This window comes from Pseudomonas sp. NFIX49 (genome assembly GCF_900115915.1).
Lineage (GTDB): Bacteria > Pseudomonadota > Gammaproteobacteria > Pseudomonadales > Pseudomonadaceae > Aquipseudomonas > Aquipseudomonas pharyngis.
The window spans coordinates 46,328-68,227 of sequence record NZ_FOYE01000001.1 but is presented as its reverse complement, the minus strand read 5'-3'; the positions used below and the strand labels follow the sequence as shown (position 1 = coordinate 68,227).

Below are 21,900 nucleotides of genomic sequence, written 5' to 3'. Positions count from 1 at the left end.
GCACTCTTTGTATCAGCTAAATTGACGGTTTCACGCCAGTAACATCGCGCCCCGGCCAGTGCTTGGGTACAATTCGACGCTAATTTGATCGAGTATCAGGAACACTTACATGATCGCTTGCCTGCGGCTGTTCACTGCCCTCTGCCTCGCTGCCTTGTTGGCGGCTTGCGCCAGCTCCCCTTCCTCCAGCCTTGGCGAACTTCCACGGACCCCGGATGCCACCATCGAGCAACTGCTCGAACAGGCTGCCCAGGCCAAATCGCCGGACAAGGCTGCGCTGCTGCGCCTGAGTGCGGCAGACATGGCGTACCGCCAAGGCAATGCCGGACAGTCCGCGCAAATCCTGCAGCAAGTGCCGATGGAACAACTCCAGCCGGGCCAGCAGGCATTCGCCAGCACCCTGTCTGCTGAACTGGCCATGACCCGCAATCAGCCGAAAGCCGCGCTGACCGCCTTGAGCCATCCAAGCCTGCAACGCCTGAGCGAAATGTCCGTACCGCTGCAAGTTCGCGCCGGCACCGTTCACGCTCGTGCCCTTGAAGCCGACGGCCAGACCTTGGCCGCCGCCCGCGAACGCATCTTCATCGCGCCGATGCTGGAAGGCGAAGCCGCCAGCAAGAACCATGAAGCGATCTGGTCCCTGATTGCATCGCTGCCGGCCGATCAACTGCAAGCGAACACCACCGATGACCTCGGCGGCTGGATGAGCCTGGCCCTGGCCGTGAAAACCGCCGGCACCCTGGAACAGCAGCAAGCCGCCATCGACAACTGGCGCAACCAGCATCCAAAGCACCCGGCCGCGATCAACCTGCCGCTGCCCCTGACCAAACTCAAGGAGCTGGCCAGCCAGCCACTGAGCAAGATCGCCCTGCTGTTGCCACAGGACGGCCAACTGGCCTCGGTCGGCAAGGCCCTGCGTGACGGTTTCATGGCCGCGCACTATCAGGCTCAGCAAGCCGGCCAGAAACCACCGGCCATCGAGTTCTATGACAGCTCGAAACTGACCAACCTCGACGAGTTCTACCGCAAGGCCCAGGCCGATGGCGTGCAACTGGTCGTCGGCCCGCTGGAGAAGCCGCTGGTCAAACAGCTGAGCACTCGCCCGCAATTGCCGATCACCACCCTCGCCCTGAACTACAGCGAAGGCGATCAAGGCCCGGCGCAGCTGTTCCAGTTCGGCCTGGCTGCTGAAGACGAAGCCCGCGAAGTCTCCCGCCGCGCCCGTGCCGATGGCCTGCACCGCGCCGCCATCATGGTGCCGAAAGGCGAATGGGGCGACCGCGTCCTGCGCGCCTTCAGCCAGGACTGGCAAGCGAATGGCGGCAGCATCGTCGCCACCGAACGCGTTGACCAGCCAATACAACTGGCCCAGCAAATCGCCGACATGTTCCAACTGCGTCAGAGCGAAGCCCGTGCCAAGAGTCTGCAGAACGCCGTCGGCACCAACGTTGCCGCTCAACCTTCGCGTCGCCAGGACATCGAATTCATCTTCCTTGCCGCCACTCCGCAGCAGGCGCAGCAGATCAAGCCTACCCTGAACTTCCAGTACGCCGGTGACGTGCCGGTCTACGCGACCTCCCACGTGTTCAGCGCCAGCGGAGACGTGAACCAGTACAACGACATGAACGGCGTGCGCTTCTGCGAAACCCCGTGGCTGCTGGAAACCAGCGATCCGCTGCGTCAGCAGGTCACCGCGCAATGGCCGCAAGCTGCCGGCAGCCTCGGCCGCCTGTACGCGATGGGCGTTGATGCCTATCGTCTGGCGCCACGACTGGATCAGCTCAAGGCACTGCCGGACAGCCGTATCGAAGGTCAGTCGGGCAGCCTGGGCATGACCCAGTCCCAACGGGTCGTACGTCAGTTGCCATGGGCGCAGTTCGTCAGCGGTCAGATCCAGCGCCTGCCGGACACTCCACGCTGATGCCCGACAGGTCACACCTGCAAAGCGGCAAGGATGCCGAGCGCCAGGCGCTCGAGCATCTGCAACACCAGGGGCTGCGCCTGCTGGCGCAGAACTGGTTATGCAAACGCGGTGAGCTTGATCTGGTCATGCTTGATGGCGATACAGTAGTATTCGTCGAAGTCCGTTACCGAAAGAACACTCAATGGGGTGGCGCACTCGACAGCATCGATGAGCGCAAACGGCAGAAACTGATTTTCGCCGCACAGTATTTTCTTCAGCGCGAGTCGCGTTGGGCCAACTCCCCCTGCCGCTTCGACGTGGTGGCCATCGACAGCCACCAGGGTCAGCTGAACTGGTTGCAGAATGCGTTCGACAGTTGACCGCCTGCTCCGACCCGGACACTTTCACTCAACATTTTTGCTCTTTGCTTTGCGGGCTGCACATTCACGTGCCGGACAGCCGCGCTAATTAAGGTCACACAGATGGACATGCAATCCCGAATTCGCCAGCTTTTCCAGGCCAGCATCGACACCAAGCAACAGGCGATGGACGTACTTGCACCGCACATCGAGCAAGCCAGCCAGGTGATGGTCAACGCCCTGCTCAACGAGGGGAAAATGCTCTCATGCGGCAACGGCGGCTCGGCCGGCGATGCCCAGCACTTCTCCTCGGAACTGCTCAACCGTTTCGAGCGTGAGCGCCCTAGCCTGCCGGCGATCGCGCTGACCACCGACAGCTCGACCATCACCTCGATCGCCAACGACTACAGCTATAACGAAGTGTTCTCCAAGCAGATCCGCGCACTCGGCCAGCCGGGTGACGTGCTGCTGGCAATTTCGACCAGCGGCAACTCGGCGAACATTATTCAGGCGATCCAGGCCGCACATGATCGCGAAATGATTGTCGTAGCATTGACCGGACGCGATGGCGGCGGCATGGCTTCGCTGCTGCTGCCCGAAGACGTCGAGATTCGCGTACCGGCCAACGTCACCGCACGTATTCAGGAAGTCCACTTGCTGGCGATCCATTGCCTTTGTGATCTGATCGACAGCCAACTGTTCGGGAGTGAAGAATGACCCCTAATCGCCTTGGCCTTCTGGCCTTGACCCTGTGCCTCGGCATCAGCGGCTGCACCTCTGTGGTGAATGCCAGCCGTGAAGCGCCGATCGAAGACGACCGCGGCACCCGCACTTTCGGCAGCAAGATCGATGACTCGCTGATCGAAACCAAAGTCGGCGTTAACGTGGCCAAGGCCGATCCGGCCCTGGACAACGACTCGCACATCGTCGTCACCAGCTTCAACGGCGTCGTTTTGCTGGCTGGCCAGACCCCGCGCGCAGACCTCAAGGAAAAGGCCGAACAGGCCGCCGCCAACGTTCAGCGCGTGAAAAAGGTCCATAACGAACTGCAAGTGCTGCAGCCCTCCTCCCTGCTGGCCCGCCAGAACGATGCCTGGCTGACCACCAAGATCAAGACCCAGATGCTCACCGACGCCAGCATTCCCGGCTCGCGGATCAAGGTCGTGACCGAGAACGGCATCGTCTACCTGCTGGGCCTGCTGACCAAACAGGAAGCCGCCCAGGCGACCAACCTGGTGCAGGGCGTTTCCGGCGTACAGAAGATTGTGAAGTTGTTCGAATACATCGACTGATTCGCAACTCGCAGGCAAAAAAAAGGCGATCCAACCGGATCGCCTTTTTTATTACTTCACCACTTTCAGGCTTGGCCGGCCGCTTGGGCGCGGCGGCTCGCTGTCCGGTGGCGGAACGTCGTCGTCATGCTCGATCTCGTCCTCGTCATCCATCGGTGACTCGAGATCGAACACCATGCCCTGACCGTTTTCCCGGGCGTAGATGCCCAGGATTGCAGCAATCGGCACGTACAGACTGTGCGGGACACCACCGAAACGACCTTCGAAGGTCACAACGTCGTTGTCCATGTGCAAGTGCCGTACGGCACTCGGCGAAATGTTCAGGACAATCTGCCCGTCGCTGGCAAATCCCTGTGGCACCTGCACCGCCGGGTACTCGGAATTGACCAGCATGTGCGGGGTGCAATCGTTATCTACAATCCACTCGTAGAGCGCGCGGACCAGATAAGGTCGACTGGAGTTCATAGCGGCTCCTTAAGCCTTAGCGCATGTCGCGTTCGACACCAGACAGACTCGCCTGGAATGCCTCACGCGCAAATTGACGCTCCATATAATCAAGCAGCGGCTTGGCCGGCCGCGGCAGTTCTATACCCAGAATCGGCAAACGCCAGAGTATTGGCAATAGGCAGCAATCCACCAGACTTTGTTCCTCACTGAGGAAAAACGGCTTGTCGGCAAACAGCGGCGACACGCCGGTCAGGCTTTCACGCAATTCCTTGCGCGCCACGGCACGGGCCGCTTCCTTGGTGCGCGAATCCAGAATCAGATCCACCAGACCACACCAATCGCGCTGAATACGATGAATCAGCAGACGGCTGTTGGCACGCGCCACCGGGTACACAGGCATCAACGGTGGATGCGGGTAACGCTCATCCAGATACTCCATCACCACGGTCGACTCCCACAACGCCAGGTCACGATCGACCAGCGTGGGCAGACTGCCGTAAGGGTTCACTTCAATCAGTTTAGGCGGCTGACGACCAGCCTCCACAAAAATGATTTCGGCGCTGACACCCTTCTCTGCAAGCACGATGCGCACTCGGTGGGAATAGTGGTCGGCGGGGTCGGAGTAACAGGCCAACCGATTGGTCACGCCCATGGCGATCCTCCTCGCTTGTTGAAATAGTCGGAGCCGGAAAAACGCGCGCGCCCAGAGGGCGCCTCCCGCAACCGCTGGCGAACCAGACGTTGCGTTTTCAGAGGCGCCCTTGGGCGCGCGCGATTAACAGCAATTGCTTGAAGCGTATCAGTGCACGTCTTTCCAGTATTCACGCTTGAGCAGGTAGGCGAACACAAAGAAGAACGCCAGGTACAGCAAGACGTAAGTACCGATGCGCTGATGTTGCAGCTTAACCGGGTTAGCCGAGTAAGCCAGGAAGGTTACCAGATTCTTGACCTTCTCATCGAACTGCTCTTCGTTGAGGGTTCCGGTTTTCGGCACGATGGTCAGCTGATCGCACGCTTCATGAGTCAGAGGCGTACCGGTCAGCGGGTCATATTGCTTCTTGCCGTCCTCGACGATCTGTACCTGTTTGCAACCCACGACCTGGCGACCTTGCAGGCCGACCAGCACGTTAGGCATGCCGACGTTCGGGAAGACCTTGTTGTTCACGCCCCATGGGCGTGCAGGATCTTCGTAGAACGACTTGAGATAACCGTAGAGCCAGTCGGTGCCGCGAACACGAGCCACCAGCGTAAGGTCCGGCGGCGCTGCGCCGAACCAGGTCTTGGCGTCGGCCGGTTGCATGCCGATGCTCATGTGATCGCCGATCTTGGCACCGGTGAACACCAGCTTCTCCAGCATCATTTCGTGCGGAACGCCGAGGTCATCGGCGACACGCTCGTAACGCTGAAACTTGGCACTGTGGCAACCCATGCAATAGTTGGCGAAGGTACGCGCGCCATCCTGCAAGGCAGCCTTGTCGGAAACGTCGATGTCGACCTTTTCCAGTTCCGGACCACCGTGTTCGGCCGCGAAAGACAGCAATGGCAGAGCAGCAAAAATCAGAGCAAAAAATAACTTTTTCATCAGCCAGTCACCCTTTCCGGAACCGGTTTGGTCTTCTCGAGCCTGGTGTAGAACGGCATCAGAATGAAGTAGGCGAAGTACAGGAAGGTGCAGACCTGCGACAGCAGCGTACGGCCTGGCGTCGGGGCCAGAACGCCCAGAATGCCGAGGATCACGAACGAAATGCAGAACACCACCAGCCAGATCTTGCTCATCCAGCCTTTGTAGCGCATCGACTTGACCGGGCTGCGGTCCAGCCATGGCAGGACGAACAGCACCGCAATCGCGGCACCCATGGCGATAACGCCCATGAGCTTGTCAGGGACCGCCCGCAAGATTGCGTAGAACGGTGTGAAGTACCAGACCGGTGCAATGTGCTCTGGCGTCTTGAACGGGTTGGCCTGCTCGAAGTTAGGCTTTTCGAGGAAGTAACCGCCCATTTCCGGGAAGAAGAACACAATGAAGCAGAAGATAAACAGGAACACCACGACGCCGACGATATCTTTCACGGTGTAATAAGGATGGAAGGCAATGCCGTCCAGCGGGATACCGTTTTCGTCTTTGTGCTTCTTGATGTCCACGCCGTCCGGGTTGTTCGAACCGACTTCGTGCAGCGCCAGGATGTGCAGCACCACCAGACCGAGAATTACGATCGGCAGCGCAACCACGTGCAGGGCGAAGAAGCGGTTCAGGGTGATCCCGGAAATCAGGTAGTCACCACGGATCCACTGGGTCAGGTCGTTGCCGATGACCGGGATCGCACCGAACAGCGAAATGATCACCTGGGCACCCCAGTAGGACATCTGGCCCCAGGGCAGCAGGTAACCCATGAAGGCTTCGGCCATCAGCGCCAGGTAGATCAACATACCGAAGACCCACACCAGCTCACGCGGTTTCTGGTACGAACCGTAGAGCAGGCCACGGAACATGTGCAGATAGACCACGATGAAGAACGCCGAAGCGCCGGTGGAGTGCAGCAGGCGCAGGATCGAACCGTACTCGACGTCGCGCATGATGTATTCGACGGAAGCGAACGCTTCTTCCGCCGACGGGGTGTAGCTCATCGTCAGCCAGACGCCGGTGACGATCTGGTTGACCAGAACGAGCAGCGCCAGCGAGCCGAAGAAGTAGAAGAAGTTGAAGTTTTTTGGAGCGTAATACTTGCTGAGATGGTCTTCCCACATTTTGGTGGCAGGGAAGCGTGCATCAACCCAATCCATGAACTTGCTCATCACGCTTTCTCCGTATCGACGCCAATGACAATCAGGTCATCGGTCTCATAGGAATGCGGGGGTACTGGCAGGTTCAAAGGCGCAGGTTGCGACTTGTAGACGCGGCCAGCCAGATCGTAGTGGGAACCGTGGCAAGGGCAGAAATAACCGCCTACCCAGTCTTTGCCCAGATCCGCGGGTGCCACTTCGGGACGGAAGGTCGGCGAGCAACCCAGGTGAGTGCAGATCCCGATCAGCAGCAGGATTTCCGGCTTGATCGAACGCACTTCAGGGTCGACATAAGTGGGTTGCGTGGAGTTTTTGGAGGTCGGATCGGAGAGTTGGCCTTCGATCTTTTTGAGATTCCCCAGGATTTCCTCGGTACGGCGGACAATGAACACCGGCTGGCCGCGCCATTCAGCAATCATCTGCTGTCCTGGCTCGATTTTGCTGACATTCACTTTCACCGGTGCTCCGGCAGCCTTCGCCTTGGCACTGGGAAACCATGACCCCACGAACGGGACCGCAGCCCCCACCGCTCCTGCAGCACCCACCACGGATGTGGCTGCTACCAAGAAGCGACGCCGGCCTGCATTCACGCCGTCATTGCTCATTCAGTCCTCTCCCATCAGCTTTGTGGCCTGTTAAATCAGGCGTCTACTAAATTGAAACTATGTACTTATAAAAATTTTGCCGAATGGTAATGAAAACCCCCAATTCTGACAAGGTAATTACCCGGAGGGCTGGCCCTCAAGCCTTGTAGTATAGGGGGTCTACGAATGTGGCAAGTTGTCACAGCGCAATTATTCAAGAAATCGCACGCATAAAAAAACGCCCGGTTCCGTGAGGAATCGGGCGTTCTTTTTGAACGTGGAAGCGAAATTAACGCTTCGAGTACTGCGGACGCTTACGCGCTTTACGCAGACCAACTTTCTTACGTTCAACTTCACGAGCGTCGCGAGTAACGAAGCCAGCTTTGCGCAGAGCGCCACGCAGGGTTTCGTCGTAGTCCATCAGAGCGCGAGTGATGCCGTGGCGGATTGCGCCAGCCTGACCACTTACACCACCACCGATGACGGTGACGTAGATGTCGAACTTCTCGACAGTCTCAGTCAGTTCCAGCGGCTGACGAACTACCATGCGGGCAGTTTCGCGACCGAAGAACGTGTCCAGGGAGCGGTTGTTGATGGAGATGTTACCAGTACCCGGACGCAGGAAAACGCGTGCGGTTGCGGTCTTGCGACGGCCAGTGCCGTAATTTTGAGTCGCCGACATAATGAACTATTCCGTTAAATCTTCAGTTCTTGGGGCTGCTGAGCAGTATGAGGGTGTGCAGCGCCCGCATAGACTTTCAGCTTACGGTACATGTCGCGACCCAGTGGGTTTTTAGGCAGCATGCCTTTAACCGCGGTCTCGATCACGCGCTCAGGGGCCTTGGCGATCAGCTTTTCAAAGTTGATCGACTTGATGCCGCCCGGGAAACCGGAGTGGGAGTAGTACATTTTGTCAGTGGTTTTAGCGCCGGTAACACGGATCTGCTCAGCGTTGATTACGACGATGTAGTCGCCGGTGTCAACGTGAGGAGTGTACTCAGGCTTGTGCTTGCCACGCAGACGGCTCGCGATTTCGGTGGCCAGACGACCCAGGGTCTGACCAGCAGCGTCGACGACAAACCAGTCGCGCTTTACTGTTTCCGGTTTAGCAGTAAAAGTTTTCATTCTTTATAGCCTCAGGGGCCGCCTGTAAATAAGACGGCGGATCTTACTGAATAGTGCGTACTTTGACAAGTCAAAGGCAGCCGGATACAGACGCTTTCGGGGGCTCGGGTCGGCGCGTCCGTTCAACGGCAAGATTCTTCGGCGGCGGGGCATCACTTCCACTGCAGAAAGAGGTCGGCAATTATGCAGATTGCGAAAAAAATTTCAACCTGCTTTTATGCTTGTTTTGCCCAAGGAGCACCCGATGGACTATCGCCAGCTAGGCCGTACCGACCTGAACGTGAGTGCAATCTGCCTCGGAACCATGACCTGGGGCGAGCAGAACACTGAAGCTGAAGCCTTCGCCCAGATCGAACGGGCAAAAGAGGCCGGGATCAATTTCCTCGACACCGCCGAGATGTACCCGGTGCCACCGAAAGCCGAAACCTACGCCACCACCGAGCGCTACATCGGCAATTACTTCAAGAGCCGCGGCGACCGCGCCGACTGGATCCTCGCCAGCAAGATCGCCGGCCCCGGCAACACCATCGACTACATCCGCGACAAGAATCTGCGCCACAACCGCCAGCACATCACCGAAGCCGTGAACGCCAGCCTCCAGCGCCTGCAAACCGACTACATCGATCTGTATCAATTGCACTGGCCGGAGCGCAGCACCAACTTTTTCGGACAACTGGGCTACAAGCACCAGACCGAAGCCAACCTGACGCCGCTGGAAGACACCCTCGAAGCACTCGATGAGCAGGTGAAGGCCGGCAAGATCCGCCACATCGGCCTGTCCAATGAAACGCCGTGGGGCACCATGCGTTTTCTCGCTCTGGCCGAAGCCCGGGGCTGGCCGCGCGCAGTGTCGATCCAGAACCCGTACAACCTGCTCAACCGCAGCTTCGAGATCGGCCTGGCGGAAATCGCCATCCGCGAACAGTGCGGCCTGCTCGCCTATTCGCCGCTGGCGTTCGGTTTCCTGTCGGGCAAGTACGAAGGTGGGGCGCGTCCGCCGAAAGGCCGCCTGAGCCTCTACAGCCGCTTCAGCCGCTATTTCAACCCGCAATCGGAAGCGGCGTGCAGCCGTTATGTGGCACTGGCTCGGGAACACGGTCTGGATCCGGCGCAAATGGCCCTGGCGTTCGTGAACCAGCAACCGTTCGTCACCAGCAACATCATCGGGGCGACGACGCTGGAGCAACTGGACAGCAACATCGCCAGCTACGAGCTGAAACTGTCGAAGGAAGTGCTGGAAGGGATCGAAGCCATTCACAAGGATCATCCGAACCCGGCGCCTTGATCCAAGACGAAGATCGCTCCCACGCTCAGCGTGGGAGCGATCACACTGCATTACAGCGACCGCGCAATGATCTCCTTCATGATTTCATTGGTGCCGGCATAGATCCGCTGCACCCGCGCATCCGCCCAGGCCCGGGCCACCGGGTATTCCCACATGAAACCGTAACCGCCATGCAGTTGCACGCACTCGTCGAGCACCTTGCATTGCAGATCGGTGCCCCAATACTTCGCCATCGCCGCCGTCGGCACGTCAAGTTTGCCTTGCAGATGTAATTCGAGACAGCGGTCGACGAACACCCGGCCGATCTGAATCTCGGTGGCCATTTCCGCCAGTTTGAAGCGGGTATTCTGGAAGTCGGCAATCGACTTGCCGAACGCCTTGCGCTCGCGGGTGTAATCCAGCGTCCATTGCAGCGCCGCCTCGGCTGAAGCCAGACCGCCAATCGCCACAGTCAGACGCTCCTGCGGCAGCTCCTGCATCAGATAGGCAAATCCCGCCCCGGCCTGACCCAGCAGGTTTTCCTTCGGCACGCGCACGTCCTGGAAGAACAATTCCGACGTGTCCTGAGCCTTCATTCCGACCTTCTCCAGGCGCTTGCCCTTGTCGAAGCCCGGGGTGTTCGCCTCCACCAGAAACAGGCTGGTGCCCTTGGCGCCGGCCTTGGGATCGGTCTTGGCGACGACGATCACCAGATCCGCCAGGAAGCCATTGGTGATAAAGGTTTTCGAACCGTTGATCACATACTCGTCACCATCCAGCACCGCCGTGGTCTTGACCCCTTGCAGGTCGGAGCCGGCGCCCGGCTCGGTCATGGCGATCGCGGTGACCATCTCGCCGGACACCAGTTTCGGCAGGTACTTCTGCTTCAGCGCCTCGCTGCCGTAATGCAGGATGTACGGCGCAACGATGTCCGAATGCAGTGAGAAGCCAATGCCGGTCAGACCCAGCCGCCCCACTTCCTCGATGACAACCGCGCTGTAAAGAAAATCTGCGCCCAACCCGCCGTATTCCTCCGGCAGGTGCGAACAGAGCATCCCCGCCTCCCCCGCCTTGTTCCACAGTTTGCGGTCGATGTAGCCTTGTTTTTCCCATTGCCCATGGAACGGCACGGCCTCTTTTTCGAGGAATGTTCGTACGCTGTCGCGGAACAATTCGTGCTCGGAGCTGAACAAGGTTCTGGGAATCATGCGTCACCTTTTCTTTATTGTTTGAGGGATCAGACCTTCAGAGACTAAGCCTCGCTTCCGATACAGGACACTGGACACATCCGACAAAAAATAAGACGATCCAGCCGTCTGGTGACCACTTTCCCTTATAAAAACAAAAGTTGAATTATGTCCAAGCAAGTCTCCACGCCCTTGCGGCGCGTCAGCATCCTGGCGATCGACCGGGTTTTCGCTTCCACCCTCATGCAGGCCAAGGATTTCTTCCACCTGGCCAGCCTGCGTTACGGCAAACAACTGGGCCACGGCCTGACTCCGGCGTTCGAAACCCGCCTGGTCAGCCCCGACGGCAAACCAGTGAACAGCTTCAGTGACGTGATCATGCCGGTGGACGGCGGCCTGGAAAACGCCGACGTCATCATCCTTCCGGCCTTCTGGGACGATTTCGATACCCTGTGCCAGCGTTATCCCCAGATCCTGCCGTGGCTGCGCGAACAGCATGCCCGGGGCGCAGTGCTCTGCGGCGAGGCCACCGGGGTGTTCTGGCTGGCCGAAGCCGGGTTGCTCAACGGCAAGGAAGCGACCACCTACTGGCGCTTTTTCAATGCCTTCGCCGAGCGTTTTCCGCAGGTCTATCTCAATCAGGACAAGCACCTGACCGACGCCGATAACCTGTATTGCGCCGGCGGCACCACCTCGGCCTGCGATCTCTACATTTACCTGATCGAGCGCTTCTGCGGCGCCAATGTGGCCCAGGCAGTAGCTCGCGACATTCTCTATGAAGTGCAGCGCAGTTATGCACCGGGCCGCATTGGTTTCGGCGGACAGAAGCTGCATCAGGATGTGATCATCCTGCAGATCCAGCACTGGCTCGAAGAGCATTTCGCCGACAAGTTCCGCTTCGAAGACGTGGCACGCGAGCACGGCATGAGCATCCGCAACTTCATGCGCCGCTTCCAGACCGCCACCGGTGACAAGCCGCTGCACTATTTGCAACGGCTGCGCATCGAGACCGCCAAGGGCTTGCTCTCCGGCAGTCGCAAGAGCATCAAGACCATCAGCTACGAAGTCGGCTACGACGATGCGAGCTTCTTCGCACGGCTGTTCCGCCAGCACACCGAACTGTCGCCGAACCAGTACCGACAGCAGTTCCAGCAAGCTGCCTGACGATTCGACCAGACACAAAAAAGGGCCTGCATCTGCAGGCCCTTTTTGTTTGCCGAATCCGCTTAAGGTTTGTGTGCCCGCGACAGGAATTCGTGGGATTGCATCTCCAGCAGACGGCTGAGGGTACGCTGGAACTCGAACGTCAGACGTCCGCCGGTGTACAGGTCTTTCAACTCGACTTCGGCAGAAATGATCAGTTTGACGTTACGGTCGTAGAACTCGTCGACCATGTTGATGAAGCGTCGGGCAATGTCGTCAGTGGTGACGCTCATCTGCTCCACGCCACTGAGCAGCACGGCGTGGAAGATCTTGCCCAGCTCGATGTAGTCGTTCTGGCTGCGCGGGCCGTCGCACAGTTCGCGGAAGTCGAACCAGGCCACGTCGTCGCAAGTGCGCAGGGCACGGATTTCGCGGTTCTCGATGATCAGCACATCGTTTTCCACTGCCGCCGTACATTCCGGAGTCAGTGCCTTGAAGCTCTTGCGCAGGCTTTCGTGAGCAGCTTCGTCGAGCGGGAAGTGGAAGAGTTCCGCTTGTTCGAGATGGCGCAGACGGTAGTCGACGCCGCTGTCGACGTTGACGATTTCGGTGTTCTGCTTGATCAGCGCGATGGCCGGCAGGAAGCGCGCGCGTTGCAGCCCGTCCTTGTACAGGCCGTCCGGCACGATGTTCGAAGTGGCGACCAGGGTCACGCCGTTCTTGAACAGTTCTTCCATCAGCGTGCCGAGGATCATGGCGTCGGTGATGTCGGAGACGAAGAATTCATCGAAGCAGATGACCCGTGATTCGGTCGCGAAGCGCTTGGCGATGATGGTCAGCGGGTTTTTCTCGCCGCCGAGGGTTTTCATCTCTTCGTGCACGCGCTTCATGAAGCGGTGGAAGTGGGTACGGGTCTTTTCCTTGAATGGCAGCGCTTCGAAGAAGGTGTCCACCAGGTAAGTCTTGCCGCGACCCACGCCGCCCCAGAAATACAGACCCTTGACCGGCGTCTGATCCTTTTTGCCAAACAGCTTGCCCAGCAAACCCGGCTTGTTCTGCTCGGCCGCGATCAGATCGTCGTACAGGCGTTGCAGATGACGCACGGCAGTTTCCTGCGCCGCATCATGGAAGAAGTCCGGGCGTTTCAGATCAGCTTGATATCGTTCTAGGGGCGTCATAATTCGTTAGCAAGGCAACAAAAACGGGCCGTCACTGTAGCGATGGCCCGTGGGAATGGCAATCGGCCCTTGGTCGGGCCGGCCCGTTGATTATTCCTGAACCGGTGTCAGAGCGATCCGCAACGCCTCGACAGCCGCATCCCGCGCAGCCACGTCGGCGAACGCCGGGCTGTCGCCGACGCACTCGCCTTCCAGCCACACGCTGAAGCCCAGGTCTTCGCTACGTACATCCAGCGCCTGACCCGATTGCAGCTGCTTGGTCACCTGACCGGCGGTTTTACCGTCGGCGAAGTTGCGCGACAACAGCAGTTGCTCGCCGTCAGCCGCCAGCAGACGGAAACGGAAGCTGCCGTCGTCTTCACGGAAGCTGACGAAACGTGCGGCTTTCGCGGCTTTCTTCTTGGTGGTCGCGGCCACCTGAACCTGATTGACGAAGGAGCGCAGGCCGACCGCTTCGCGCAGCTCGTTGAGGAACGGCGTCGCCACCGCACGGGCCTTTTTGGCGCCGTGTTGCAGGATGTCTTCCAGATCTGCCGGACGTTCGATCAACTGGTGATAACGCTCGCGGGATTCGCCCAGCTCGTTGTCGAGCAACTGGAACAGACGGTTCTTCGCCTCGCCCCAACCCAGACCGCCCAGCAGCTCGCTGCGGAACTCGTCAGCCTGCGCCGGTGTGGCGAACGCCTGGAACAGGGTGAACAGGTGCGAGTTGTCCGGATCTTTCGCTTCGCCTGGCGCACGGGAGTCGGTAACGATCCGTGAAATCGCGTCCTTCATGTCCTTGGCGCTGGTGAACAGCGGGATGGTGTTGTCGTAGCTCTTGGACATCTTGCGACCGTCCAGGCCCGGCAACGTGGCCACACTTTCCTCGATCAGCGCTTCAGGCATGGTGAAGAATTCCTTGCCCTGGCCAAACAGGTGGTTGAAACGCTGGCCGATATCACGGGCCATTTCCACGTGCTGGATCTGATCGCGACCGACCGGCACCTTGTGCGCGTTGAACATCAGAATGTCCGCCGCCATCAGTACCGGATAGCTGTACAAACCCATCGTGATGCCGGCATCCGGGTCTTCGCCGGTCTCGACATTCTTGTCCACCGAAGCCTTGTAAGCATGGGCGCGGTTGAGCAGGCCCTTGGCGGCGACGCAGGTCAGCAGCCAGGTCAGCTCGGGGATTTCCGGGATGTCGGACTGACGGTAGAACGTCACGCGATCCACATCCAGGCCACCGGCCAGCCAGGTCGCGGCGATTTCCAGACGCGAGCGCTGGATGCGCAGCGGGTCATCGCACTTGATCAGGGCGTGATAGTCGGCCAGGAAGTAGAACGAATCGGCATTACTGTCGCGGCTGGCGAGAATCGCCGGGCGGATGGCGCCGGCGTAGTTGCCCAGGTGCGGGGTGCCGGTGGTGGTGATGCCGGTGAGGATGCGGGTACGGTTCGTCATGGGTAATCGCTTGTCAGACTGCAATCAATTCGAGAGACGCGGCAGGATCAGATCCTTGAGATCGGTCAGCTTGCCATGAAAAAAGTGTCCGCATTCTGCCACTTTCAGCAGCTCATGGGGGCGCTGGAGTTTGTCAGACCAGTCGTAGACCAGCTGCGGATCGATCACTTCGTCGGTTTCCGGCTGGATCACGGTCAACTCGCCCTGCTGCGGCAGTTGATCCTGCTCGCTCAGGCGCATCACCGCCGGCGCGACCATGAACAGATGCTTGAGCTGAATGCCTTGGGCTTCGAGACGGCCGCCGAGACTTGCTGCAACAAATCCGCCGAAGGAGAAACCGAACAGGGTCAGCGGCAGATCCGGATGCTTTTCCAGCAACCAGGCGGCAGCGGCCTGGGCGTCATCGACTTCACCGGTGCCCATGTCATGGGAGCCTTCGCTGGCACCGACGCCGCGATAGTTGAAACGCAAGGTGATCAGGCCGGCGTCGCGTGCTGTGCGCTGCAGGGTCGAGACGACCTTGTTGAGCATGGTGCCGCCCTGCACCGGGTTGGGGTGGCAGATCAACGCGATGCCGCGTGGCTGCTCGTTGTCGAGGTAAAGGCTCTCAAGTTGACCCACCGGGCCATCAATCACTACAGGGGTTTCACGCATCAGCAAGGAAGGAACTCCGTGACCTCGGATCGGGTCGACTCGTCTAGCAAATTGTCTGTGCCAGTCTATTGCGAGTGAATCGCGGTATACAGCGCAGGTTCGAGCCGTTAACGTAAAGCAAAGCCGTTTATAGAGGAAGGACTCGTGGAACACTCGCTCTTAGTTTGGTTGTTACCGACTCTTGCCCTGGTTGTGGGTGTCGCCATTGGTTTCCTGATCGCTCGCGTTGCGCCGAACGCCGCGCCAAGCCGCACACAGCGTCAACTGGACGATATTCAGGAACGTTTCGACAGTTATCAGAACGAAGTGGTAACCCACTTCAACAGCACCGCCAATCTGGTCAAGAAACTGACCCAGAGCTATCAGGAAGTGCAGGATCACCTCGCCGAGGGCGCCAACCGCCTGGCCCTGGACGAGCAGACTCGTCAGCGTCTGCTGGCCTCGCTGCATTCCGAAGCAGCACAGGCTCCACGGGAACGCCTGACGCCACCACGGGATCAGGAACCGCCGCGTGACTACGCGCCGAAGACCCCGAACTCGCCGGGCATGCTTGATGAGCATTACGGCCTGAAGAAGTAATCAGCCTTCGCGCCAGCAAAAAGCCCCCGGACAATCACTTGTCCGGGGGCTTTTTTGTACCTGACGGTTACGGGTACTGCTGAACCGTGCCCGGTTGTTGCTGACCACCGTACTGCTGGCCCGGGATCGCCTTGAGGTTGACCTCGACGCGGCGGTTCTGCGCCCGGCCGTTGACGTCACCATTGCTGGCAATCGGATTATCCGGGCCGGCACCGCGGGCGCTCAGGTTGGCACCGCTGACGCCTTGCGAAGTCAGGTAGGTGGCCACGCTCTGCGCACGACGCTGGGACAGGTCCATGTTGTGCTGACGGCTGCCGGTGCTGTCGGTGTAGCCGACGATTTCGATCTGGTTCTGGTTGAACTCTTTGAGCGAGTTGGCCAGGTTGTTCAGCGGCTGATAGAAGCTGGAAGCGATGTTCGCCGAATCGGTGGCGAACGTGATGTTGCCCGGCATGATCAGCTTGATCTGGTCGCCCTGACGCTGCACTTCAACCCCGGTATTGGCCATGCTGGCGCGCAGTTTTTTCTCCTGCTGGTCGGCGTAGTAGCCGTAACCGGCGGCCGAGGCACCGACCACGGCCGCGCCAATCAGCGCACCCTTGCCGCGGTTGTTGTGGTCGATGGCGGCACCGGCCAGCGCGCCGGCCAAAGCACCGAGGCCACCGTATTTGGCGGTTTTGCTCATGCCCTGGGAGCCACCGTCGGCCTGACCCTGATTGTCATACGGGTTGGGCGAGGCGCAGCCGGACAAAACGGCCACGGCAGTAGCGACAATAATCAAACGACGCGTGGTGAACATGGAGTGCTCCTACATTTTGCATTCTGTGGTGCAGCGGACATTGGCAACTGGCCCGTGCGGGCGTTGGATCATGACAATGCACAAAAATTCCACTGGGCACCCGTGACAAAATGTTTAGGCACGCACAAACGGGTTCTCGCGCATTTCATCCCCCAGACGCGTATCCGGACCATGCCCGGCCACAACGGTCGCGTCTTCATCCAGGGTATACAGCCGCTGCTTGATCGATCGCACGATGGTCGCCTGATCGCCGCCCCACAAATCCGTGCGCCCTACTCCGCGACGAAACAACGTGTCGCCGGCTATCAACAGCTTAGCCTCGGAAAACCAGAAGCTCATGGAACCTGGCGTATGCCCCGGTGTGTGCAGCGCCACGCCACAGCCGCAGGCCAGCTCCTCGTCGTCGCTCAACCAGCGATCCGGTGACGGCACCGGGGTGTAGGGCACGCCGAACATCTGGCATTGCATCTCGAGGTTGTCCCACAGGAACTGATCCTCTTTGTGCAGGTGCAAGGTCGCGCCGGTCTTTTCTTTCATTTGCCCGGACGCCAGGAAGTGATCGAGGTGCGCGTGGGTGTGGATGATGCTGACCACTTTCAGGCCCAGAGCATCGAGCCGGGCCATGATCAGGTCAGGGTTGCCGCCCGGGTCGACGACGATGGCTTTTTTGGTAACTGGGTCACCGATGATCGTGCAGTTGCACTGGAGCGGGCCGACGGGAAAGGTTTCGCGGATGAGCGCGGGATTTGCAGCGGTCATGGGGGATCCTGAACAGAAATTGAAGACAACGCGCAGAGGCCGATTTCCGCCATTTTACGTTGTTGGCTCGCAGGATGCCGACACAGCGCAAAACAGCAGATTCAGTTCAACACCCCCAGCTCTTTCGCCCGCGCCACCGCCTGCGTACGCCGTTCCACACCCAGCTTGCTGTTGATGTGACTGGCATGGGTTTTTACGGTGTGCAGCGAGATGAAAAGCTGATCGCTGATTTCCTGGTTCGAACAGCCCTGCGCGATCAACCTCAGGACGGCGAGCTCACGGCTGCTGAGCGATTCGGTCGTCGTGGATTCCGCTGCAGGGCGAGCCGGCGCTTGGGGGAAATGTTCCAGCAATTGCTGACCGGCAGCTGTCGGTGCAGTCAGTGACAGTTGCCCGCGCAACCAGTCAGCATGCTCTTTGACCAGCACATCGAAAGGCTGCAGGACGCCCCCGGACGCAGCTTCCAGTGCCTGACTCAACGCCTTGCGCGCTTCAGGCTCGCGTCCGGCTGCCAGCAGCAACGCCACTTTTTGCGTCAGTGCCATCACGCTGAGCAGTTGCCGTCCGGTTTGCTGGCCGTTCTCCAGCAGCACGTTCAATCGCCCTTCGGCGAGCATCGGTTGCCCCTGTATGACGTCCAGCAACGCCTGTTGCAGTTCGACGTGCAGCGGCAGCTGTGGATGAAATTCCGGCGGTGCCGCCGCGCGTTCACCGGTGTAGGTCTGGCCCAGTCGCGCCAGCCACGCTTCGGCCAGATCGATGCGCCCTTGGGCCAGCCACAGTTCGCATTTGACCAGGGTGATCATCGCCAGGTAGTAGATTGGCGGCACGTCCCAGATATGCATAAGACGTTCGGCCTCAGCCAGCTCGGCGAAGGCCTTGGCGAAATCTCCATTGTTTCCGTCCAGACGGGCGATCACGCAATGGCCGATCAGCACGCTGATGTCACGACAGGCCCTTGCTTCAGTCAGACCCGCCTGCAATCGCGTCCTTGCCGCCTGCGGCTGCAGCCGCATGGCCAGCAGAAAACCCTCATACAGCGTCAGTCGCGCACGCACGGCGTACAAACGCTGTGCGGACAATCCGCGCAGGCGCTCCAGCCCTTGGTGCACTTCATCGAGCGCGCGCAGGATTTCGCCGCGCGCCTGCAGGACGCGGGCACGATCATAGTGCGCCAGCGCCTCGAACAAGGGATTGCCGACGCGCTGCGCCAGTTCGAGCGACTCACGGTTCAAGCCCCGTGCACGCCACAGATCACCATCGGCAATCGCAAGATTGGACAGGGTCGACAGACACATCAGGCGCTGACCGTAACGCTTGGCCGGCAGGCTTTCCAGTGCCTCGCTGCAATACTCGATGGTCTGCTCGCGATGGCCCCGTCCACGGGCGATGATGCCTTTGAGCGCCAGCCATTGGGCGAGCATCGACTTCTGGGCGGTTGCCGATGGCGCCGGCAGAAACCGGCTCAGGTGACTGGCAAGTTCTTCGGCCGCGTCGAGTTGACAGGCCAGCCCCAACGCCCAGCTGTACAACACGATCAGGCGCGGGGTGCTGATCAGCAGGCTGTCAGGCAAGTCCATTTTCCAGCGCAGCAGCATGCCGACGTTCTGCTCGGCCAGCAGTTGTTCCTCGGACAGGTTCTGTACCAGATTGGCTGCGACATCCAGATGCCCCGCGCGCAGGGCCTGCTCCACCGCTTCATCCAGCAGGCCCTGGGCATTGAACCAGCGGCACGCGCGCAAGTGCAGCGTGGCGGCCGGGACTATCGCCCGGGTGATCGGCCGACTGCGCAACAGATCGGAAAACAGATGGTGATAGCGATACCAATGACCGTGCTCGTCCAGCGGCACCAGAAACACCTGATGCGCCAGCAGGAAACGCAGGATTTCGGCACTGTCGTGGGCTTCGCGCACAGCATCGCAAAGCTCGCTGCAAAAGCGCTCCTGCGGTGCGGTGTCATAAAGAAACGCCTGCACCTCGGCGGGCAGGCAGTCGATGACTTCCTCCAGCAGGTATTCACGGATCAGCCCTTCCCCGCCGTTCAAAGCCTGCGGCAACGCCGATTCGGTACCTGCTTCAGAAATCGCCAGCAACCAGAAACGCAACCCCGCCACCCAGCCCTCACTGCGCTGGATCAGGTTTTCCAGGGCTTCGCCGCGCAAGGAGCTGCTGTGGCGATCGAGTAACGTGAGGGCCTCATCGTGGGTCAGGCGCAGATCCTGCTCGTGCAGCTCCAGCAACTGGCGCGACAGCCGCAGACGGGCCAGGTGCCAGTCCGGGCGCTGCCGACTGGTGACCATGACCAGCAGACCATCGGGCAAATGGTTGAGGAAAAATTGCAAGCAACGATCGAGGACCGGCCCTTGGGCGAGGTGGTAATCGTCGAGTACCAGCAGCAGCGGCGAGGTCGGCAGCAGGTGCAGTGCCAGCTCATCGAGCAAGCCGTCGAGCCATTCTTCGAAGGCGAACGGCTGATGACGCTGGCGCATTTTCAACAAACCGAGTGCGCGGCTGCCGAGTTCGGGAAAGTAGTCCTGCAGGCCCTCGAGCAAGCGCTCGAGGAAGCGTCCCGGGTCACTGTCGCGAGCGCTCAGGCCCAGCCACAGACTTTGCCAGTGCGCCGGCAAACTCTGGCAGAACTCCACCGCCAGCGAACTCTTGCCAAAACCGGCCGGAGCGCTGACCAGCAACAGGCGCCCTCCGAGCCCCGCACTCAGGCGCTCGCACAAACGGGGTCGCAGCACGTAGCCATCGGGTAGCGGCGGGCGAAAAAAACGCCCGTCCAGTGCCGCGACGGCAACGCTTGCGGGACCCGGAAGTGGGGACAGATCAGTCATGGCCGGCTCTTGTTCGTATGGCTGTTGGCGGCGTAGCAGATGTCCGCAGACTAGCCTTAAACGGAGCGGTTATGAAGGTCGTTGCTACAAATGGCTACAAAAAGCCTACGGAAAAACTGATAGCAAAAAAAACGCCCCGAACCAGTCGGGGCGTTTTCACGAGGATGCGGCCTCGATTTACAGGAGCTTAGCGAACACCATCCTGACGCAGGGCGGCCGGGGTGAAGTCGCTGGTGGTGGCGGTGAAGCCGAAGTCATACGCCGACTTCTCTTCGTTCTTCATGCCCAGCGCCAGATAACGGCCGGATTGCAGATCGTAGAGGGTTTCCAGGGCATACCACGGCACTTGCTTGTCGTAGTAGTTCTCGGCGTGCGCTTCGGCGACGCGCCACAGTTGGCCACGACCGTCGTAGTGGTCGATGACAGCGGCTTGCCAGGTGTCTTCGTCGATGAAGAAGTCACGCTTGGCGTAGATGTGACGCTGACCTTCCTTCAGGGTCGCGGTCACGTGCCAGACGCGACGCAGTTCATAACGCGCCAGATCCTGGTTGATGTGCCCGGCCTTGATGATGTCGGTGTACTTGAGTTTCGGATCGTCGAGCTTGTAGCTGTCGGAGGCGATGTACATCTCCTGCTTGCCCACCAGTTTCCAGTCGTAGCGATCCGGTGCGCCGTTGAACATGTCCAGGTTGTCGGAAGTACGCAGGCCATCCGCCGCAGTACCCGGGCCGTCATACGACACTTGCGGTGCGCGACGCACACGACGCTGACCGGCGTTGTAGACCCACGCCGAACGCGGTTCCTTCACCTGGTCGAGGGTTTCGTGCACCAGCAGCACGCCACCGGCCAGACGTGCCGGCGCGGTCACTTTCTGCTTGAAGTAGAACAGGATGTTGCCCGGGTTCGCCGGATCGTAATCCTTCATCTTGTCGCGGAACACGAACTGATCCTGGAAGTACACCAGACTGAACGAGCCGTTCGGTTGCGGCGTGGCCTGGGTCACCAGACGCGTCACGCTGCCGCCGCGATAGCGGGTGATGTGGTTCCAGATGACTTCCACACCGGTTTTCGGAATCGGGAATGGCACGGCGGTATCGAAGTTTTCCAGGCCGTTGCCGCCCGACACCAGGGTCGTGGTGGTGGCGTTCTTCTTGATGGCTGCGAACACGGCATCCGGCACGGTGGCACCGCGATGGGACGGATAGACCGGCATCTTGAAGGTGTCGGGATAGCGCTGGAACATCGCGTACTGGCCCGGCGCGAGCTTGGCCTTGTACTGATCGACGTTCTGCTTGGTGATGGTGAACAGCGGTTTCTCACTGGCGTACGGATCGGACAGGAAGCCTTTGCTGTCGACGGTGCCGGCATTCTTCGGCATCGGTTTCCAGGCCGGGATCGAACCGTCGGCGTTACCGGCCATTTCGGCGCCCATCGGGGTCAGGCTCTTGCCCAGCTTGTCCGCTTCGGCGGCAGGCACCGCCGCCATGACGCCGGTCGCCAGCAGCGACAGGCTCAGAACACCGGCGTGGAACAGACTCTTTGTTATTTTCATAAATTCGTTCG

At 59.8% G+C, this 21,900-nt stretch carries 22 protein-coding genes; 7 read left to right on the top strand and 15 right to left on the bottom strand.

Going from position 1 to position 21,900, the window contains the following annotated elements; translation table 11 throughout:
• Window positions 1-109: 109 nt before the first annotated feature.
• The 4 genes from BMZ46_RS00365 (at window position 110) to BMZ46_RS00350 (ending at window position 3,554) form a co-directional block, all read left to right on the top strand.
• Window positions 110-1,921: a penicillin-binding protein activator gene (locus BMZ46_RS00365; protein WP_039766257.1), complete on the top strand. Its 1,812-nt coding sequence runs from the start codon at window positions 110-112 to the stop codon at window positions 1,919-1,921.
• Window positions 1,921-2,283, top strand: a complete 363-nt coding sequence (locus BMZ46_RS00360; protein WP_039766259.1) for a YraN family protein — start codon at window positions 1,921-1,923, stop codon at window positions 2,281-2,283. Before BMZ46_RS00365 ends, BMZ46_RS00360 begins: the two co-directional genes overlap by 1 nt.
• A 102-nt stretch (window positions 2,284-2,385) precedes the next feature.
• Complete coding sequence (locus BMZ46_RS00355; protein WP_007928463.1) at window positions 2,386-2,979, top strand: phosphoheptose isomerase; 594 nt, start codon at window positions 2,386-2,388, stop codon at window positions 2,977-2,979.
• Entirely contained in the window at window positions 2,976-3,554 is a 579-nt protein-coding gene (locus BMZ46_RS00350) for a BON domain-containing protein (protein ID WP_011335871.1), read from the top strand. The genes BMZ46_RS00355 and BMZ46_RS00350 overlap by 4 nt, the downstream gene beginning before the upstream one ends.
• A gap of 51 nt (window positions 3,555-3,605) precedes the next feature.
• On the opposite strand, the gene BMZ46_RS00345 is transcribed toward BMZ46_RS00350, so the two are convergent.
• The 7 genes from BMZ46_RS00345 to rplM all read right to left on the bottom strand — a co-directional run bounded on the left by BMZ46_RS00345 (window position 3,606) and on the right by rplM (window position 8,491).
• A complete protein-coding gene (locus BMZ46_RS00345; RefSeq protein WP_074690998.1) occupies window positions 3,606-4,019 on the bottom strand; it encodes a ClpXP protease specificity-enhancing factor in 414 nt (137 codons plus the stop codon).
• A gap of 16 nt (window positions 4,020-4,035) precedes the next feature.
• Window positions 4,036-4,653 carry a glutathione S-transferase N-terminal domain-containing protein gene (locus BMZ46_RS00340; RefSeq protein WP_011335872.1) on the bottom strand — a complete coding sequence of 206 codons (618 nt, stop codon included), beginning with the start codon at window positions 4,651-4,653 and terminating at the stop codon, window positions 4,036-4,038.
• A gap of 147 nt (window positions 4,654-4,800) precedes the next feature.
• Window positions 4,801-5,583, bottom strand: coding sequence for a cytochrome c1 (locus BMZ46_RS00335; RefSeq protein WP_074690997.1), 783 nt, complete (start codon window positions 5,581-5,583; stop codon window positions 4,801-4,803).
• A complete protein-coding gene (locus BMZ46_RS00330) occupies window positions 5,583-6,794 on the bottom strand; it encodes a cytochrome b (RefSeq protein WP_007956792.1) in 1,212 nt (403 codons plus the stop codon). The genes BMZ46_RS00335 and BMZ46_RS00330 overlap by 1 nt, the downstream gene beginning before the upstream one ends.
• Window positions 6,794-7,387: a ubiquinol-cytochrome c reductase iron-sulfur subunit gene (petA, locus tag BMZ46_RS00325; protein ID WP_007917031.1), complete on the bottom strand. Its 594-nt coding sequence runs from the start codon at window positions 7,385-7,387 to the stop codon at window positions 6,794-6,796. The genes BMZ46_RS00330 and petA overlap by 1 nt, the downstream gene beginning before the upstream one ends.
• A 268-nt stretch (window positions 7,388-7,655) precedes the next feature.
• On the bottom strand, window positions 7,656-8,048 hold the full coding sequence (gene rpsI, locus BMZ46_RS00320; RefSeq protein ID WP_039766266.1) for a 30S ribosomal protein S9: 393 nt from the start codon (window positions 8,046-8,048) through the stop codon (window positions 7,656-7,658).
• 14 nt (window positions 8,049-8,062) lie between these two features.
• Window positions 8,063-8,491 carry a 50S ribosomal protein L13 gene (rplM, locus tag BMZ46_RS00315; RefSeq protein ID WP_003228062.1) on the bottom strand — a complete coding sequence of 143 codons (429 nt, stop codon included), beginning with the start codon at window positions 8,489-8,491 and terminating at the stop codon, window positions 8,063-8,065.
• A gap of 244 nt (window positions 8,492-8,735) precedes the next feature.
• Between rplM and BMZ46_RS00310 the strand changes: the two genes are divergently transcribed.
• The gene (locus BMZ46_RS00310; protein ID WP_074690996.1) at window positions 8,736-9,776 is read left to right on the top strand and encodes an NADP(H)-dependent aldo-keto reductase; all 1,041 of its coding nucleotides are present in this window, start codon (window positions 8,736-8,738) and stop codon (window positions 9,774-9,776) included.
• Between the two features lie 50 nt (window positions 9,777-9,826).
• Here the strand turns inward: BMZ46_RS00310 and BMZ46_RS00305 are convergent, their stop codons facing one another.
• Window positions 9,827-10,963, bottom strand: coding sequence for an acyl-CoA dehydrogenase family protein (locus tag BMZ46_RS00305; protein ID WP_007956797.1), 1,137 nt, complete (start codon window positions 10,961-10,963; stop codon window positions 9,827-9,829).
• A 246-nt stretch (window positions 10,964-11,209) separates the two neighbouring features.
• Here BMZ46_RS00305 and BMZ46_RS00300 point away from each other — a divergent pair, with 246 nt between their 5' ends.
• Window positions 11,210-12,106, top strand: coding sequence for a GlxA family transcriptional regulator (locus BMZ46_RS00300; RefSeq protein WP_170844884.1), 897 nt, complete (start codon window positions 11,210-11,212; stop codon window positions 12,104-12,106).
• 62 nt (window positions 12,107-12,168) lie between these two features.
• On the opposite strand, the gene zapE is transcribed toward BMZ46_RS00300, so the two are convergent.
• The 3 genes from zapE to BMZ46_RS00285 form a co-directional block, all read right to left on the bottom strand.
• The gene (gene zapE, locus BMZ46_RS00295; RefSeq protein WP_039766273.1) at window positions 12,169-13,263 is read right to left on the bottom strand and encodes a cell division protein ZapE; all 1,095 of its coding nucleotides are present in this window, start codon (window positions 13,261-13,263) and stop codon (window positions 12,169-12,171) included.
• 90 nt (window positions 13,264-13,353) lie between these two features.
• Window positions 13,354-14,709: a tryptophan--tRNA ligase gene (locus BMZ46_RS00290; RefSeq protein ID WP_074690995.1), complete on the bottom strand. Its 1,356-nt coding sequence runs from the start codon at window positions 14,707-14,709 to the stop codon at window positions 13,354-13,356.
• A gap of 24 nt (window positions 14,710-14,733) precedes the next feature.
• On the bottom strand, window positions 14,734-15,363 hold the full coding sequence (locus tag BMZ46_RS00285; protein ID WP_039766397.1) for an alpha/beta hydrolase: 630 nt from the start codon (window positions 15,361-15,363) through the stop codon (window positions 14,734-14,736).
• Window positions 15,364-15,507: 144 nt separating this feature from the next.
• On the opposite strand from BMZ46_RS00285, the gene BMZ46_RS00280 reads away from it, so the two are divergent.
• Window positions 15,508-15,942 carry a Z-ring associated ZapG family protein gene (locus tag BMZ46_RS00280; protein ID WP_039766275.1) on the top strand — a complete coding sequence of 145 codons (435 nt, stop codon included), beginning with the start codon at window positions 15,508-15,510 and terminating at the stop codon, window positions 15,940-15,942.
• A gap of 67 nt (window positions 15,943-16,009) precedes the next feature.
• On the opposite strand, the gene BMZ46_RS00275 is transcribed toward BMZ46_RS00280, so the two are convergent.
• The 4 genes from BMZ46_RS00275 to BMZ46_RS00260 form a co-directional block, all read right to left on the bottom strand.
• Window positions 16,010-16,741, bottom strand: a complete 732-nt coding sequence (locus tag BMZ46_RS00275) for a YiaD family glycine zipper/OmpA-like lipoprotein (protein ID WP_007956806.1) — start codon at window positions 16,739-16,741, stop codon at window positions 16,010-16,012.
• A gap of 114 nt (window positions 16,742-16,855) precedes the next feature.
• Window positions 16,856-17,500, bottom strand: coding sequence for an MBL fold metallo-hydrolase (locus tag BMZ46_RS00270; RefSeq protein ID WP_074690994.1), 645 nt, complete (start codon window positions 17,498-17,500; stop codon window positions 16,856-16,858).
• Window positions 17,501-17,601: 101 nt separating this feature from the next.
• Complete coding sequence (locus BMZ46_RS00265; protein ID WP_039766279.1) at window positions 17,602-20,337, bottom strand: winged helix-turn-helix domain-containing protein; 2,736 nt, start codon at window positions 20,335-20,337, stop codon at window positions 17,602-17,604.
• A 187-nt stretch (window positions 20,338-20,524) separates the two neighbouring features.
• Window positions 20,525-21,889: a DUF1329 domain-containing protein gene (locus tag BMZ46_RS00260; protein WP_039766281.1), complete on the bottom strand. Its 1,365-nt coding sequence runs from the start codon at window positions 21,887-21,889 to the stop codon at window positions 20,525-20,527.
• Window positions 21,890-21,900: the final 11 nt, after the last annotated feature.

Bases quoted from the DNA above. Each gene is read 5' to 3' on its own strand.
- BMZ46_RS00290 (WP_074690995.1), bottom strand. From the start codon at position 14,709: ATGACGAACCGTACCCGCATCCTCACCGGCATCACCACCACCGGCACC.
- BMZ46_RS00275 (WP_007956806.1), bottom strand. From the start codon at position 16,741: ATGTTCACCACGCGTCGTTTGATTATTGTCGCTACTGCCGTGGCCGTT.
- BMZ46_RS00360 (WP_039766259.1), top strand. From the start codon at position 1,921: ATGCCCGACAGGTCACACCTGCAAAGCGGCAAGGATGCCGAGCGCCAG.
- rplM (WP_003228062.1), bottom strand. From the start codon at position 8,491: ATGAAAACTTTTACTGCTAAACCGGAAACAGTAAAGCGCGACTGGTTT.
- petA (WP_007917031.1), bottom strand. From the start codon at position 7,387: ATGAGCAATGACGGCGTGAATGCAGGCCGGCGTCGCTTCTTGGTAGCA.
- rpsI (WP_039766266.1), bottom strand. From the start codon at position 8,048: ATGTCGGCGACTCAAAATTACGGCACTGGCCGTCGCAAGACCGCAACC.
- BMZ46_RS00345 (WP_074690998.1), bottom strand. From the start codon at position 4,019: ATGAACTCCAGTCGACCTTATCTGGTCCGCGCGCTCTACGAGTGGATT.
- BMZ46_RS00285 (WP_039766397.1), bottom strand. From the start codon at position 15,363: ATGCGTGAAACCCCTGTAGTGATTGATGGCCCGGTGGGTCAACTTGAG.
- BMZ46_RS00330 (WP_007956792.1), bottom strand. From the start codon at position 6,794: ATGAGCAAGTTCATGGATTGGGTTGATGCACGCTTCCCTGCCACCAAA.
- BMZ46_RS00340 (WP_011335872.1), bottom strand. From the start codon at position 4,653: ATGGGCGTGACCAATCGGTTGGCCTGTTACTCCGACCCCGCCGACCAC.
- BMZ46_RS00310 (WP_074690996.1), top strand. From the start codon at position 8,736: ATGGACTATCGCCAGCTAGGCCGTACCGACCTGAACGTGAGTGCAATC.
- BMZ46_RS00335 (WP_074690997.1), bottom strand. From the start codon at position 5,583: ATGAAAAAGTTATTTTTTGCTCTGATTTTTGCTGCTCTGCCATTGCTG.
- BMZ46_RS00260 (WP_039766281.1), bottom strand. From the start codon at position 21,889: ATGAAAATAACAAAGAGTCTGTTCCACGCCGGTGTTCTGAGCCTGTCG.
- BMZ46_RS00265 (WP_039766279.1), bottom strand. From the start codon at position 20,337: ATGACTGATCTGTCCCCACTTCCGGGTCCCGCAAGCGTTGCCGTCGCG.
- zapE (WP_039766273.1), bottom strand. From the start codon at position 13,263: ATGACGCCCCTAGAACGATATCAAGCTGATCTGAAACGCCCGGACTTC.
- BMZ46_RS00270 (WP_074690994.1), bottom strand. From the start codon at position 17,500: ATGACCGCTGCAAATCCCGCGCTCATCCGCGAAACCTTTCCCGTCGGC.
- BMZ46_RS00365 (WP_039766257.1), top strand. From the start codon at position 110: ATGATCGCTTGCCTGCGGCTGTTCACTGCCCTCTGCCTCGCTGCCTTG.
- BMZ46_RS00305 (WP_007956797.1), bottom strand. From the start codon at position 10,963: ATGATTCCCAGAACCTTGTTCAGCTCCGAGCACGAATTGTTCCGCGAC.
- BMZ46_RS00355 (WP_007928463.1), top strand. From the start codon at position 2,386: ATGGACATGCAATCCCGAATTCGCCAGCTTTTCCAGGCCAGCATCGAC.
- BMZ46_RS00350 (WP_011335871.1), top strand. From the start codon at position 2,976: ATGACCCCTAATCGCCTTGGCCTTCTGGCCTTGACCCTGTGCCTCGGC.